The organism is Microbispora sp. NPDC004025, assembly GCF_053604425.1.
The window spans coordinates 1-13,726 of sequence record NZ_JBSGHN010000004.1 but is presented as its reverse complement, the minus strand read 5'-3'; the positions used below and the strand labels follow the sequence as shown (position 1 = coordinate 13,726).

The window sequence follows — 13,726 nt, the reverse complement described above, 5'->3', positions numbered from 1 at the left end:
GTCCCGGCGGGGCCGGGGATGACGAGGAGTGACATGCCGAACACCGCCGTGACGTTCGCGGTTCTCGGGCCCACCGAGGTGCGGGGGGCCGACGGCTCCCCGGCGGCCCTGCCGCCGTCCGTGCGGGCGCTGCTGGCCCGGCTGGCCCTGTCCTGCGGCCGGGTGGTGCCGGTGGACGCCCTGACGGACGCGTTGTGGGGCGACGAGGGCGACGACCTGCCGGCCGACGCGGCGAACGCCCTGCAGATCCGGGTGTCCAAGCTGCGCCGCGCCCTCGCCGCCGCCGGGCTCGGCGCGGACGTCCTGGTCACGCAGGCCCCCGGATACCGGCTCGCCGCGCCCGCCGAGGCCGTCGACGCGAACGTGTTCGAGCGCCTGCTCGTCCGCGCACGAGAGGAGACGGCCGCCGGGAACGTCACCGCCGCCATCGGCTGCCTGGACGAGGCGCTGCGGCTGTGGCGGGGGCCCGCGCTGGCCGACGTCGGCCACACGACGTGGGCGACGACGGAAAGCGCCCGGCTGGAGGAGCTGCGGCTGGGCGCGGTCGAGGACCGGATCGAGCTCCTGCTGGAGTCCGGCGGGCACAACGAGGCGGTCGCCGACATCGAACGCCTGGTGGCGCGGCACCCGCTGCGGGAGCGGCTGCACCGTCTGCTGATGCTCGCGCTGTACCGGGGCGGGCGGCAGGCGGAGGCGCTGGCCGCCTACCAGGCGCTGCGCCGCGGTCTCGCCGACGAGCTCGGCATCGACCCGTCGCCGGAGCTGCAGGCGCTCGCCGAGGCGATCCTCCGCCAGCAGGTTCCGTCCGCCGGGGGGCCGCCCGCCGCACCCGAGCGGGGACGGGCGCCGGAGAGCGCCGACCGGCTGCCGCGACGGCTGACGTCGGTGATCGGCCGCCAGGACGACGTGACGACGGCGCTGGAGCGGCTCGTGGAGGCGCGGGTGGTGACGCTCACCGGCCCGGGCGGGATGGGCAAGACGACGCTCGCGTTCGAGATCGCGCGCAGGGTGAGCGAGTCGCCGGACGAGACGCCGGTCGGAACACTGGTCGACCGCGTGCTGCCGGTCCGCCTGGCCGCCCTGGAGCCGGGGACGGACGTCGCCGGCGCCTTCGCCGCCGAGCTGGGCGTGGTGACGCAGGGCAGCGGAGCGGCCGACGCGGTCGAGGAGCACCTGCGGGACGGCCGCACGCTGCTCGTGGTCGACAACTGCGAGCACGTGGTGGACGACGTGGCCGTTCTCGTGGAGCGGCTGGCCGCGGCCTGCCCGCGCCTGCGCGTGCTGGCGACCAGCAGGGAGGCGCTGGCGATACCCGGCGAGGTGCAGGTCGCGGTCGGCCCGCTCGGAGACGATCCCGCCGTCCGGCTCTTCGCGGAGCGGGCCCGTGCCGTACGGCCCTCGTTCACGCTCGACGCCGAGACCGCTCCCGTGGTGGCGTCCATCTGCCGCAGGCTCGACGGCATGCCGCTCGCCATCGAACTGGCCGCCGCCCGGGTCAAGGCGCTGTCTCCGGCCGACATCGAGGCCCGGCTGGCGGACAGGTTCTCGCTGCTGACGGCGGGACCCCGCACCGGCGAGGCCCGCCACCGCACGCTGCGCGCCACCCTCGACTGGAGCCACGATCTGCTGCCGGAGGCCGAGCGGCTGCTGCTGCGCCGCCTCGCGGTGTTCCGCGGCGGCTGGACCCCGGCCGCGGCGGAGGAGGTGTGCGCCTTCCCCGGAGAACGCGGCGGCGTCAGCCGCGGCGAGGTGCTCGATCTGCTGTTCCGGCTGGTCGACCGGTCCCTGGTGGTGCCGGAACCGGCCACCGGGCGGTTCCGGCTGCTCGTCACCGTCCGCGACTACGCGTGGACCCGGCTGGAGGAGGCCGGGGAGGTCGCGGAGTGCCGCGACCGCCACCTGGCCCACTTCGTCCGCCTCGCCGAGGAGCACGGGCTGGGCGTCCGCGACCCCGCCGTGTTCGCCCGGCTGAACGACGACCATGACAACTTCCGCGCCGCCGTGGACCACGCGGTGAACGGCGGCGACGTCGAGAACGGCTACCGGCTGGCCTGCGCGCTCGTGTGGTTCTGGAACTACGGGATCCGCTACGAGGGCACGCGGGCGCTGACCATGTTGCTGGAGACTGGCGGCGGCTCCACCGTCGCACGGGCCCGCGCGCTGCAGGGGATCGGATTCCTGCACGTCTACTACCCGACCCCGCAGTCGGTCGCCGCCGCCGAGGAGAGCCTCGAGGTCTTCGAGGAGATCGGCGACGTACGCAACGCCGCGATCTCCCGGCTCGTCGTGGCCTGGGCCGGCCAGTACGGCGGAGACGCCGTGCGCTACCGGGCGATGATCGAGCGAAGCCGCCGCGACCTGGGCGACGCCGACGGCGGCTGGTGGCTGGGCATGAGCCAGTATCTGGAGGCCCTGCTGGCCCTTCGCCTGGGCGACTTCGCGACCGCGGCCGTCGAGTGGCGGCGCTGTCTCGAGCTGACCCGGGTCACGGGTGACCGGGTCATCGGCAGCGCGATCCTCGCGCACCTCGCCATCGCCCTGCGGGAGTCCGGACGGCGGGAGGAGGCTTTCGCCGTCCTGCGGGAGTCCGAGGACGACGTGCGCGGCCAGGGCTCCCTCCACGGGCTGGCCTTCGCCCTCGTGCACATGGCCCACACCCGGCTGGACCTGGACGAACACGACGACGTGACGGCGCTGCTCGCCGAGGCCCGGGACGTCGCTCGCCGGGCGCGCAACCCCCGCTGCCAGGCGTGGGCCGCGTGGGGCCGCGCCCGCATGGCGCGCGTGCGTGGGAAGGCCGACCTCGCCGCCCAGGAATGCCGGGACGCGGTGGCCCTGCTGAAGGAGGGCGAGTTCCCCTGGGCCAGGGCTCGCCTGTGGTCGTTCCTGGCCGACTGCGCCGCCGAGGCGGGACTGCCCGACGAGGCCGCCCGCGCCCGTGAGACGGCCGCAGCGCTCACCGGCTGAGCTCACCGGCTGAGCGCACAGAGCCGGCTCAGGCGCGCCGGTGCTCGCACCGGTCGCCCGCGAACCCCGCCGACGCCAGCGCCGCCCGCAGGTGCCCGGCGTCCACGTCTCCGCGTACGCGCAGCAGGCCCCGGGCGGCGTCGACCTCGAACGAGGTGACGCCGGCCACGTCTCGTACGTGCCTGCTCAGAAGGCGGACGCACCGGCGGCACAGCAGTGCCGGCACCCGCACGGTCGTCTCCTCCGCCGCCCCCTGACGGCTCTGGTCTGCCATGCCGTCCAGCGTGCCGTCACGGTCTGGCGGCCCGCTGTCCGTCCGCTGTCCGGGTTCGCGGGGGCCGCCAGGAGCGGGCAAAGCCGGCGGCCAGCCCCCGGACAGCCCGGACCGCGACGCTCCAGTCATGCACCTCATCCTCCCCGTCCTCCCCGAGCTGATCCATCTGAGGCACCACGAGCTGCTGCGGCAGGCCGAGCAACACCGGCGGAACCGAGCCGTCCCCGCCCGCCGGATCACGACATCTCAGGAGCCCTCCAAATGACCATCACCCAGGCACTCCCGCGTACCGACGTCGCCGCGCTGGCCCGCGACGTCGTGAAGATCTACGGGCGCGGCGACACCGCCGTCCGGGCCCTCGACGGCGCGACCCTGTCGATCCCCGCCGGGCGGTTCACCGCCGTCATGGGACCGTCCGGGTCCGGTAAGTCCACGCTGATGCACGCCCTGGCCGGCCTCGACACCGTGGACGAGGGGCAGGTGCTCATCGGAGACACCGACCTCGGCCGGCTGAGCGAGCGGCAGCGCACGCTGCTGCGCCGCGAGCACGTGGGTTTCGTCTTCCAGAGCTTCAACCTGGTCCCCACGCTGACCGCGGCCGAGAACATCGTGCTGCCGCTGACCCTCGCCGGGCGGCGCGCCGACCAGGCGTGGATCGACGAGATCGTCGCGATGCTCGGGCTGGCCGACCGGCTGCGGCACCGGCCCGCCGAACTGTCCGGCGGGCAGCAGCAACGGGTCGCCGTGGCCCGGGCGCTGGCCGCCCGCCCGCGGATCGTCTTCGCCGACGAGCCGACCGGCAACCTCGACTCCCGGGCGGGGGAGGCGGTGCTCGGCTTCCTCCGCCACGCCGCCCACGAGCTGGGCCAGACCATCGTCATGGTCACCCACGACGCAAACGCCGCGGCGTACGCCGACCAGGTCGCGTTCCTCGCCGACGGCCGGGTGGCCGGCGAGCTGTACAACCCCGAGGTTCCGGACATCCTGGCCCGCATGGCGGGGCTCGGCGCGAAGGACAAGTGATCGCGATGTGGCACCTGATCGTCCGCAACACCGTCGCGCGCCGGGGCAGGCTGGCGCTGACCCTGCTCGCCGTCCTGCTCGGCGTGACCTTCGTCACCGGCAGCCTGGTGCTCACCGACACCTCCCAGCGGCTGCTCGACGACCAGTTCCGCACGGCCACCGCGGGGGTCGACCTGACCGTCCGCGACGCCGCCGCGTTCGACTCGGCCATGGGCGTCGAGGTCGAGCGGGATCCGCTGCCCGCCGAGGTCGTGGACCGCGTCCGCGCGGTGCCGGGCGTGGCCGCCGCCACCCCCGTCGTCCGGGGACAGGGACTGCTCGGCGTGGGCGGGAAGACCATCGTCCCTGCGGGCCCGTCATTGCTGCTGTCGTGGGAGCCCGCCCCGGTCGGCGCGTTCACCCTGCGCGCCGGACGCGCTCCGGCCGCCGAGGGCGAGGTCGTGGTCGACGCGGCGACCGCCCGGCGGCACCGCATCGGCCTCGGCTCCGAGGTGACCGTACGGGCCGAGCGCACGGAGCGGCTGCGCGTGGTGGGGCTGGCCGGGTTCGGGTCCGGCGAGGGGCTGCCCGAGACCACTGTCGCCCTGGTCACGCGGCCCTCGGCGCAACGTCTGCTCGCGCTCGGCGGGAACGCCTCGGAGGTCGCCGTCCTCGCCGCGGACGGAGCGGACGTCCAGCGGCTGCGGTCGTCGGTGTCGGCCGCGATCGGCGCCGGGTACGAGGTCTCCTCCAGCCGGGACGTCGCGGCGTCCAGCGCGGCGGCGGCCAAGACGCAGATCTCCTACCTGCAGGTGATGCTGTTCGCACTGGCCGCGGCGGCCCTGCTCGTCGGCGCGTTCCTCATCGCCAACACCTTCTCGATCGTCGTCACCCAGCGCACGCGTGAGCTGGCCGTCCTGCGTGCGGCCGGGGCCACCGGCGCCCAGGTCATGCGCTCGGTGCTCGGCGAGGCCCTGCTGGTGGGGCTGGCCGCCTCCGCCGCGGGCGCGGCTCTCGGCGTCGCCTGCGCGGCGGGGCTGCGCGACCTCGCGGGGGCCTTCGGGATGACGCTGCCCGACGGCGGGCTCGTCGTCACGCCCCGGACCCTGGTCGTCGCGTTCGCGGTCGGAGCCGGCGTCACGGTCCTGTCGGCGCTCGGGCCGGCCCGCCGCGCCGCCTCGGTGGCGCCGGTCGAGGCGATGCGGCGTTCGTCGGCCGACGACGTCCCCGGGCGGGCCGGCTGGGGCCGTACCGTCGTCGGAGCGGTTCTCACCGCGCTCGGCGCGGCCGGGCTGTCGATCGTCCTGGCCGGGCCGGGGTCGGTCGTCGTGCTCGGGGAGGCGGCGGTCTGCACCGTCGTGGGGCTTGCCCTGCTCGGGCCCGCGGTCACCCCGGCTCTGATCCGGCTGCTCGGACGGCCGCTCGGTGCGGCCGGCGTCCCCGGGCGGCTGGCGCGGGAGTCCGCCGCGCGGGCGCCCCGGCGTACCTCCGCGACCGCCTTGGCCCTGGCCTTCGGCCTCGCGCTCATCAGCTTCATGACCGTGCTGGGGACCTCGATCAAGGACTCGACCGCACGGTCGTACACCGAGGCGATCACCGCCGACTACGTGGTGGAGAGCGCCCGCAACGAGATGCTGGGCGGTCTGCCCGCGCACGCCTACCACCACGTCAGCGAGCTGCCGCAGGTCGCCGTGGCCTCCCGGCTGCGCTACGGCCACTGGAAGGACGGCCAGTCGACCGAGGCGCTCACCGCGGTCGACCCGGTCACGCTGCCCCGCGTCACCTCGCTCCACATGGTCGCCGGCCGCCTGGACGCCGTCGCGAACGGCGGGATCGTCCTGGCCGCGAACGTCGCCAAGGAACGCAACCTCAAGATCGGCGACACCCTGGCGATGACGTTCTCCCGCACCGGTGTCCAGCGTCTCCCGGTGGTCGGCCTGCTGCGTGACCGCGACGCCCAGGCGCTGTCGACCGGCTACGTCATCTCGCTGGACACCTTCGAGCGGAACTACCGAGAACACGTCGACGCGAGCGTCTTCGTCAAGGTGGCCGACGGGGTGAGGGACGCGGACGCCAAGAAGGCCGTCGAACGGGCCCTCGGCGACGCCCCGACCGCACAGGTGCGCGACCAGGCCGCGGCCGTCGCCGGGCGGAACGCCATGATCGACCAGGTCCTCGGGCTGGTGACCGCGCTACTGATGCTCACCGTCCTCATCGCGCTGATGGGCATCACCAACACCCTCGCCCTCTCGATCATCGAGCGGACCCGGGAGCTCGGGCTGCTGCGGGCGGTCGGGATGACCGGTGCCCAGATGCGCTGGATGATCCGCGGTGAGGCGGTCCTCGTGGCGGCCTTGGCGATCGTCGCGGGCGTCGGCCTGGGCGTCGCCTTCGCCGCGGGCACGGTCACCGCGCTGGGCCGCACCACCGAGGCCATGCTCACGCTGCCGGTCGGTCCGCTCCTGCTCGTCGTCGCGGTGGCCGCCGTCGCCGGCCTGCTGGCCGGGCTGCTGCCGGCCCGTCGCGCGGCCAGGCTCGACGTGCTGACCGCCATCGCCACGTCCTGACCCTTCGGCGGGAAAAGAGAGGCGAAGCGAGGGGTATGAGCCGGATGCGCCGCTTGTGTCCCGAAGCGGACGCGCCGGAGGCGAATGACACGAGACAAGGCAGGTGTGGATCGGATGGGCGACAACAGGGCAGGGAGCTCGCGCGTCATGACGGCGTCCGCCCGGCGTCTGGCCGTCGCCGTGATCCTCATCGCGATGTCGAACGTCGCGGCGGCGTCGCCGGCACTGGCGGCGCCGGCCCCTATGGCCGGCCACGGCCCGCACGGCCACGGTCACGCGCCGGGCGCGCACGGCCAGGGCGGCCAGGGCGGCCAGGGCAAGAAGGGGAAGAAGGGGAAGAACGGCAAGAAGGGCAAGGGGAACAAGGGCCATGGTCACGGCGCCCGCCTCGGTGCCCGTCTGGCCGGTTTCCGGGGCGGGTTCGGCGGTGGGTTCGGCGGCGGTTTCGGCGATGGCGACGACGGTGGCGGCACCCAGCGCACGACCGGCATCAACACCGCCAACGCGCCGACGATCAGCAGCCCGCCCTTCCAGTTGTCCACCGGCAAGCGCAACGTGAACGCCCCCGCGGGCAACAGCGCCGTCGACTTCGCCGGCACCCAGCAGGTGTCGAGCGTCAGCGTCTTCACCGACTCCCTCAGCGGCAACTGCCAGAACGGGATCGACAACTGCTCGATCAACCAGACCCTTCAGGCCGAAGAGAGCAGAAGCGGCATCGGACGCTGAAGCCGGGCCCACTGAAACGGGCGTCCTCCCACCGGGAGGACGCCCTTCTCAGTGCCGGATGGGGATCAGAGCTCGCCGCTCTCGATCGCCTGCTTGAGGGCCGCCTGCAGCTGCTGGTGCGCGGCGGTGCCGTTCGCGGCGACGAAGTCGATCAGTGTGGTGTCCGCCTCGAAGGTGAGGTTCTCGGTGACCCTGGTCTTCCCGCCGGCTATCGGCGTGAAGGTGATCTTCTGGTGCGTCACCACGTTGGGCTCCGACCAGCTGTCGGTCTCGTAGTAGAACCCGCTCGCGTACAGACGCTGCTGCGCGTGCGTCTTGCTGACCACGAGCATGCCCTCGTACGGGATCTCCTCGATCGCCGTGAGGTTGCGATAGAGCGCCGGGGGCTCGGCCCACTGCTTGTGGGTGACGACCCGCTTCAGGAACGGGTTCATGCCCATGTGGTTGTTGAAGTCCGAGTACTTGTAGAAGGTGCCCGGCATCGGTGCGTCGATGTCGACGGAGATGCTGTTGGTGACCCGGCCGCGTCCCGAACCGGGCGCGGGCGGAGTGGTGTCGGAGAACTTGTAGGTGTCCCAGGCGGTCTGCCACTCCTGGGCGATCTGGGCGTCGCTCTCGGCCGTGCCGGCAGTCGTACCGGCGGTCGTGTCGCCGGTCGTGTCGGCGGTGGCGGGAGCGGACAGGGCGGCGAGGACGAAGGCCGTGGCGAACATCTGGGCCGCGGCGACTCGCAGGATCTTTCTCACATGTACCTCGAAAAGAGGAGAAATGGTACGAGTGATCTTCTACCGCAATCGCAACGTGTTGCAGAAGGCCCCATACCGAATAGGTCACGCGCGGAGGGCCTTGGATTGTCGGCCGGTCCTGGCATCGTGGAGCCCATGAGCAAAGCGAACTTGCGGGTGAAGGGCTTCGACCATCTGGTGCTGACCGTGGAGGACGTCGAGCGCTCGCTGGCGTTCTACTGCGACGTCCTCGGCCTGGAGCCGGTGCGCGTCGACGAGTGGCGGGCCGGCAAGGCGCCGTTCCCCTCGGTGCGGGTCTCGCCGGACACGATCATCGATCTGCTGCGCGGCTCCCGCGGGGAGTCGAACGTCGACCATTTCTGCATGGTCGTCGACCCGCTGGACTGGCAGGAGGTCATCGACTCCGGCGTCCTCACCGTCGTCGACGGACCCGGCCCCCGGTTCGGGGCGCGCGGCGTCGCCACCTCGATCTACGTCAAGGACCCCGACGGCAACGTCATCGAGCTGCGTTGGTATCCCCAGGACCAGGAGGGCTAGGTCGCGTCCCACAGCAGCCGGTAGTAGGCGATGCGTTCCGGGTCGGGGGCGATGCCGTACGCGTCGTACACGACGGAGTCGTACCCCGGGCCGTAGTTCCACTCCGTGCTCCACGCGGCGACCGCGAGGTCGGCCCACGGGTCGGCCACGCCGAGCGAGCCGAGGTCGACGTGCCCGGCGAACGTCCCGTCGTCGTGCAGCAGCGTGTTGGGCGCGCAGGCATCGCCGTGACAGACCACGAGGCGGTCGGCGGCGGGCGGCTCGCCGAGACGCCGCCGGGCCTCGTGGCGGTCGCGGAGCCGCCGCTCCGCGCTCCAGTCGTACGGGCAGTGCTGCGCGGGCAGGGTGTCGTGCAGCAGGCGCAGCCCCCGGCCGATCGCGGCCGCCGCGGCGGCGGGGTCGGCGGTCCAGCGCGGGTCCACCGCCGAGCGGCCGGGAAGCGCCGCCGTGACGAGCCAGGCGCCGTCCGCGTCCGAGCCCCATGCCAGCGCCCGGGGAACGGCGGCCCACCGCCCGGCCCATTCCAGGCGCTCCGCCTCGCCCGGCAGGTCGATCTCGGGGGTGCCTGCGGCGACCCATTTGACGTACCTCGCGCCGCCGTCCGCGTCCTCCAGCCGGAACGTCAGGCCGCCGAGCTCGTTGCGCCACACCGGCGTGACGGCGTCGCTCCCGGCGAGTTCGGCCACGACGCCGGGCACCTCCACCGGCCCGGCCGGAACCGAGGCGAGTACGGGACGGGTCATGACCACCATTTTCCCCGCCCGCGGGCACGAAGTGCGAGGACGGATGGAAGAAAGGCGGGGCCGATGGGCGGGGGAGACATGCGGGCCGACCTGGTGCTGGAGGGCGGCGGCGTCAAGGGCGTGGGCCTGGTCGGCGCGCTGGACGAACTGCACGCGGCCGGATACCGGTTCGGGCGGGCCGCCGGCACCCGTGTCGCGGGAACGTCCGCGGGGGCGGTGGTGGGAGCGCTGGCCGCGGCCGGGATGCCGCCGGAGCGCATGCGCGAGCTCCTGTTCGCCGTCGACTACCGCAGGTTCAGGGACGGGTCCGCCGTGGAGCGCGTCCCGCTGGTCGGCAGGGGTTTCTCACTGCTGTCCCTGCTGTTCGAACGAGGCGTGTTCGAGGGCGACTACCTGAGGGAGTGGCTCGGGAACGAACTGGCCGGCCTCGGCGTCGAGACGTTCGACGACCTGGCGCTCGACGACCCGGCGCCCTGGATGGGCGAGGACCAGCGCTACAGCCTGGTGGTGACCGCCACGGACGTCACCCAGGGCCGGCTGGTGCGCCTGCCGTGGGACTACCGGAGCGTCTACGGCGTGGCGGAGCCGGGCAGGCAGCGGGTGGCCGACGCGGTCCGCGCCTCGATGTCGATCCCCTTCTTCTTCGAGCCGGTCACGATCACCAATCCGGAGACCGGCCTGGTGTCGACGCTCGTGGACGGCGGCGTGCTGTCCAACTTCCCCATCGACACGCTCGACCGGCCGGACGGGGAGCAGCCGCGCTGGCCCACGTTCGGGGTGAAGCTGCTCCCCGCGGTCCGGGAGGACACGCTCAGGCTGCCGTTCGTCGGGACTCCCCATCTGCCCGCCCTGCGGCTGCTGACGTCCCTGGTCGGGACCGCGATCGTCGGCCACGACCAGACGTATCTGAACCAGCCCTGGGTGAGCGCCAGGACCATCCAGGTCGACACCGGGGGCGTGGGGGTGGTCGACTTCGACCTCGACGAGCGACGGAAGCTGCACCTCTATCTCAACGGCCGGACGGCCGCGGCGGCCTTCCTGTCCACCTGGGACTGGGACGACTACCGCGCCCGTTACCGCCCGAAAAGCGGTGGCAGGGTGGCGATGGCCGGGAGTTCACTTGCCCCATGATCGTGATTTCCGCCGCCTCCGGCGCGCTCGGCCGCCTCGTCATCGAGCATCTGCGTACCCGTACGGAAGTGGTGGCCGCCGTGCGCGACCCCGGCCGCGCGCCCGAGGGCGTGCCGGCGCGCCGCGGTGACTACGACGACCCGGCGAGTCTGCGTGAGGCGTTCGACGGAGCCGCCCGTCTGCTCCTGATCTCCTCTCCGGAACTCGACACCGCCCGCAGGATCGGGCAGCACCTGAACGCGGTGACCGCGGCCAAGGAGGCCGGCGTCGGCGCGGTCGTCTTCACCAGCTTCCTGGGGGCCGGCGTCGCCGCCACCGGCATGACGGAGGCCTATCACGCCACCGAGCAGGCCGTACTCCGCAGCGGCCTGCCGTACACGTTCCTGCGTCATCCCTTCTACAGCGACGCCTTCGTCCCGCGGGTCGTCGAGGGTGAGATCACCAGCAGCACCGGCGGGCGCGGCCTGAACACGGCGTTCCGGTCGGATCTCGCGGAGGCGGCGGCCAACGTGCTGACCGATGAGGGACATCTGGGCCGGGCGTACGACCTCACCGGGCCGCTGTGGAGTTATCCCGAGGTGGCCGAGGCGCTCGGCGTGCCCTACCGCGAGGTGCCCGACGCCGGGGCGGGCCCGATGAGCTGGATCAACGCCCAGATCCGCGCGGGGATGCTGGAGCAGCGGACCGACGACCTCGAACGGGTGCTCGGGCGGCCCGCCGAGACCGTCGTCTCACGTGCACACGCAGGAGGGCAACCGAACGATTGAACGTCATTGACAATTTTATTTTTCGGTGGCTACGGTAGGGCTATCCGATCGAGACAAGCCGCAGAGGAGAGCGCCATGCGCATCGTGGTCATCGAGTTCATGAGCCTGGACGGCGTCGTGCAGGCGCCGGGCGGTCCCGAAGAGGACACCGACGGCGGTTTCGCCCACGGCGGGTGGGTGGGCCCGTTCTTCGACGCCGAAACCGTCGGCGCCGCGTTCGACGACACGGTGGAGAAGGCGGAAGGACTGCTCTACGGCCGCCGTACCTGGCAGAACATGGCGGCGGCGTGGCCGGAGCGCGCCGGTGACCCGTTCGCCGACCGGATGAACGCGCTGCCGAAGTACGTGGTGTCGGACACGCTGGGCGACGAGCTGGCCTGGAACACCACGCGGATCCCCGGGGAAGGGGCCGTCGCCCGCATCCGGAAGCTGCGCGAAACCGGCGAGGGCGACCTGGTCGTCATGGGGAGCCCGAGCCTCGTACGCACTCTTCTGCACGAGGGCCTGGCCGACGAGCTCCGGCTGATCGTCATGCCGGTCATCCTCGGCGGCGGAAAGTCGATCTTCCCCGGCGACGGCCTGCGGCGCAGACTCGAACTGGCCTCCGCGACCACCGGCGGCACCGGCGTTCAGGTCTGCACGTACCGGCCGGTCGCGGAGGGATGACGCGGGGCTCCTCGGTCAGGGCAACTCGGTCAGGGCAACTTGGTCAGGGCTTGACCGCGATGCCGCCGTACGCCCAGGCATGCCCCCCGCCCGGGATGTGCTCCTGACGCTCGGTCGCGTCCGGGCGCCACAGCACCACCTCGACGACGCCGGGGTCGACCAGTTGCCAGCCCTCGAAGAACTTCGACACCTCGGCGTGGCTGCGCGGCACCATGGGCGCGGTGCTCTTGTCGTACGGCTTGGTCAACTCCTCGCGCATCTGGGGAGCGAAGTCGAGCGTGATGTGCGACAGCAGCAGGTGGCTGCCCGAGGGCACGGCGGCCTTGAACCGCTCGACCACGCCGTACGGATCCTCCTGATCGGTGACGAAGTGCATGACACCCGCCAGGATGACGCCCACCGGACGGGTGAAGTCGATCACGGCCAGCACCTCGGGATGCGTGAGGATCTTCTCCGGCTCCCGGAGGTCGGCCTCGATCACGGAGGTCCTCCCGGTGCCGGTCAGCAGGGCGCGACCATGCACCAGGACGATGGGGTCGTTGTCCACGTACGCCACGCGGGCCTCGGGGTTGGCCTGCTGCGCGATCTCGTGGGTGTTGCCCTGGGTTGGGATGCCGGTGCCGAGGTCGAGGAACTGCGTCACTCCCGCTTCGGCGGCGAGATGACGTACCGCTCGGCGGAGGAAGGCGCGGTGGGCGCGGACGCCCTCGCGCGTGCCCGGCGAGGCCTTGACGAGTTGCTCGGCCGCCTCGCGGTCGGCCGCGTAGTTGTCCTTGCCACCGAGCAGGTAGTCGTAGATCCGCGCGGGGTGCGGGACCTTGGTGTTGATCCGCTTCAGAATCTGCTCGGAATGCTCGGGACCCGTCACGTCGGGCATCTGTACTCCTGTTCTCATTGCCGCGTAAGCGCGATCAGACCCGGTACTCCCGGGAAAATCCGGGAGTACCGGGTTCAGTGATCAGACTACGACCGCAGGGCCTTCATCAAGGAGTGGTCAGGTCGAATCGGTTGACGGTGACCGCGCCGCCCAGGGACTGGGTGGCGTAGTTGAAGATGGCGAAGCGGTAGCCCATGAAGAACTGCCAGGCGTTGCCCATGGTGAAGGCGGGCCCGAGCGGAGTGAAGTTCACTCCGTCGGTGCTGTAGGAGAAGCGGGCCTGCCGGCCGGTGCCCGGGCGGATGTCGGCGTTGACCCGCAGCCAGATCCGCCCGCCGGACACGGCCGCGCTTGCGGCCTCGGTGCCGGTGGAGGTGGTCTGCCAGCTGCCGTTCATGGCCAGGCCGTTGGTCATGACCACCCGGGTCTGCCCGTTGTCGCGCCGCACCCCGATCCAGGCCGAGGAATCACGCAGCATCGCCAGCCCGGCCCGATCGCCGTCACGCATACTGGTGTAGTCCAGCTGGATCGTGGCGGTCGAGGACGGCCCCTGGATGCGGTGGGTCAGCGTGTTACGCGCCGAATACAGGTCGTTGGTCACGGTGGCGGTCTGCAGCCGCAACCCGGAGCCGACGCTGTATCGGGTGGTGTCGGGGTTGTGGTTCCACTCCCATTCGGGGCCCAGCTGGGAGCCGGTGAAGGTGTCACTGCCGGTCGGCGGTT

13 protein-coding genes are annotated in these 13,726 nt (G+C 72.5%); 8 read left to right on the top strand and 5 right to left on the bottom strand.

The features are described 5' to 3' along the window. Window positions 1-33: 33 nt before the first annotated feature. Window positions 34-2,967 (top strand): AfsR/SARP family transcriptional regulator, encoded by a 2,934-nt coding sequence (locus tag ACWEQG_RS11860; protein WP_452283963.1) that lies wholly within the window; start codon window positions 34-36, stop codon window positions 2,965-2,967. Between the two features lie 28 nt (window positions 2,968-2,995). Here the strand turns inward: ACWEQG_RS11860 and ACWEQG_RS11855 are convergent, their stop codons facing one another. Next, on the bottom strand, window positions 2,996-3,241 hold the full coding sequence (locus tag ACWEQG_RS11855) for a heavy-metal-associated domain-containing protein (protein ID WP_452283961.1): 246 nt from the start codon (window positions 3,239-3,241) through the stop codon (window positions 2,996-2,998). Between the two features lie 261 nt (window positions 3,242-3,502). Here ACWEQG_RS11855 and ACWEQG_RS11850 point away from each other — a divergent pair, with 261 nt between their 5' ends. The 3 genes from ACWEQG_RS11850 to ACWEQG_RS11840 all read left to right on the top strand — a co-directional run bounded on the left by ACWEQG_RS11850 (window position 3,503) and on the right by ACWEQG_RS11840 (window position 7,536). Continuing rightward, a complete protein-coding gene (locus ACWEQG_RS11850; protein ID WP_452283959.1) occupies window positions 3,503-4,264 on the top strand; it encodes an ABC transporter ATP-binding protein in 762 nt (253 codons plus the stop codon). A gap of 5 nt (window positions 4,265-4,269) precedes the next feature. Then, window positions 4,270-6,810, top strand: a complete 2,541-nt coding sequence (locus ACWEQG_RS11845) for an FtsX-like permease family protein (RefSeq protein ID WP_452285079.1) — start codon at window positions 4,270-4,272, stop codon at window positions 6,808-6,810. 147 nt (window positions 6,811-6,957) lie between these two features. Beyond that, window positions 6,958-7,536 carry a hypothetical protein gene (locus tag ACWEQG_RS11840; RefSeq protein WP_452283958.1) on the top strand — a complete coding sequence of 193 codons (579 nt, stop codon included), beginning with the start codon at window positions 6,958-6,960 and terminating at the stop codon, window positions 7,534-7,536. A 65-nt stretch (window positions 7,537-7,601) separates the two neighbouring features. Here ACWEQG_RS11840 and ACWEQG_RS11835 read toward each other — a convergent pair whose 3' ends face one another. Beyond that, entirely contained in the window at window positions 7,602-8,282 is a 681-nt protein-coding gene (locus ACWEQG_RS11835; RefSeq protein ID WP_452283956.1) for a hypothetical protein, read from the bottom strand. Window positions 8,283-8,417: 135 nt separating this feature from the next. On the opposite strand from ACWEQG_RS11835, the gene ACWEQG_RS11830 reads away from it, so the two are divergent. Then, window positions 8,418-8,819 carry a VOC family protein gene (locus ACWEQG_RS11830; protein ID WP_452283954.1) on the top strand — a complete coding sequence of 134 codons (402 nt, stop codon included), beginning with the start codon at window positions 8,418-8,420 and terminating at the stop codon, window positions 8,817-8,819. Here the strand turns inward: ACWEQG_RS11830 and ACWEQG_RS11825 are convergent. Beyond that, window positions 8,816-9,562 carry a phosphotransferase gene (locus ACWEQG_RS11825; RefSeq protein ID WP_452283952.1) on the bottom strand — a complete coding sequence of 249 codons (747 nt, stop codon included), beginning with the start codon at window positions 9,560-9,562 and terminating at the stop codon, window positions 8,816-8,818. The two genes, ACWEQG_RS11830 and ACWEQG_RS11825, sit on opposite strands and share 4 nt — an antisense overlap. A 63-nt stretch (window positions 9,563-9,625) precedes the next feature. On the opposite strand from ACWEQG_RS11825, the gene ACWEQG_RS11820 reads away from it, so the two are divergent. The 3 genes from ACWEQG_RS11820 to ACWEQG_RS11810 all read left to right on the top strand — a co-directional run bounded on the left by ACWEQG_RS11820 (window position 9,626) and on the right by ACWEQG_RS11810 (window position 12,126). Beyond that, the gene (locus ACWEQG_RS11820; RefSeq protein ID WP_452283950.1) at window positions 9,626-10,693 is read left to right on the top strand and encodes a patatin-like phospholipase family protein; all 1,068 of its coding nucleotides are present in this window, start codon (window positions 9,626-9,628) and stop codon (window positions 10,691-10,693) included. Continuing rightward, window positions 10,690-11,460: an NAD(P)H-binding protein gene (locus ACWEQG_RS11815; RefSeq protein WP_452283948.1), complete on the top strand. Its 771-nt coding sequence runs from the start codon at window positions 10,690-10,692 to the stop codon at window positions 11,458-11,460. The genes ACWEQG_RS11820 and ACWEQG_RS11815 overlap by 4 nt, the downstream gene beginning before the upstream one ends. Before the next feature lie 75 nt (window positions 11,461-11,535). Continuing rightward, window positions 11,536-12,126, top strand: coding sequence for a dihydrofolate reductase family protein (locus ACWEQG_RS11810; protein ID WP_452283946.1), 591 nt, complete (start codon window positions 11,536-11,538; stop codon window positions 12,124-12,126). 43 nt (window positions 12,127-12,169) lie between these two features. Here ACWEQG_RS11810 and ACWEQG_RS11805 read toward each other — a convergent pair whose 3' ends face one another. Continuing rightward, entirely contained in the window at window positions 12,170-13,003 is an 834-nt protein-coding gene (locus ACWEQG_RS11805) for an SAM-dependent methyltransferase (protein ID WP_452283944.1), read from the bottom strand. A 106-nt stretch (window positions 13,004-13,109) separates the two neighbouring features. Continuing rightward, window positions 13,110-13,726, bottom strand: a 617-nt coding sequence (locus ACWEQG_RS11800) for a beta-xylosidase family glycoside hydrolase (protein ID WP_452283942.1), incomplete at its 5' end; no start/stop codon positions are given.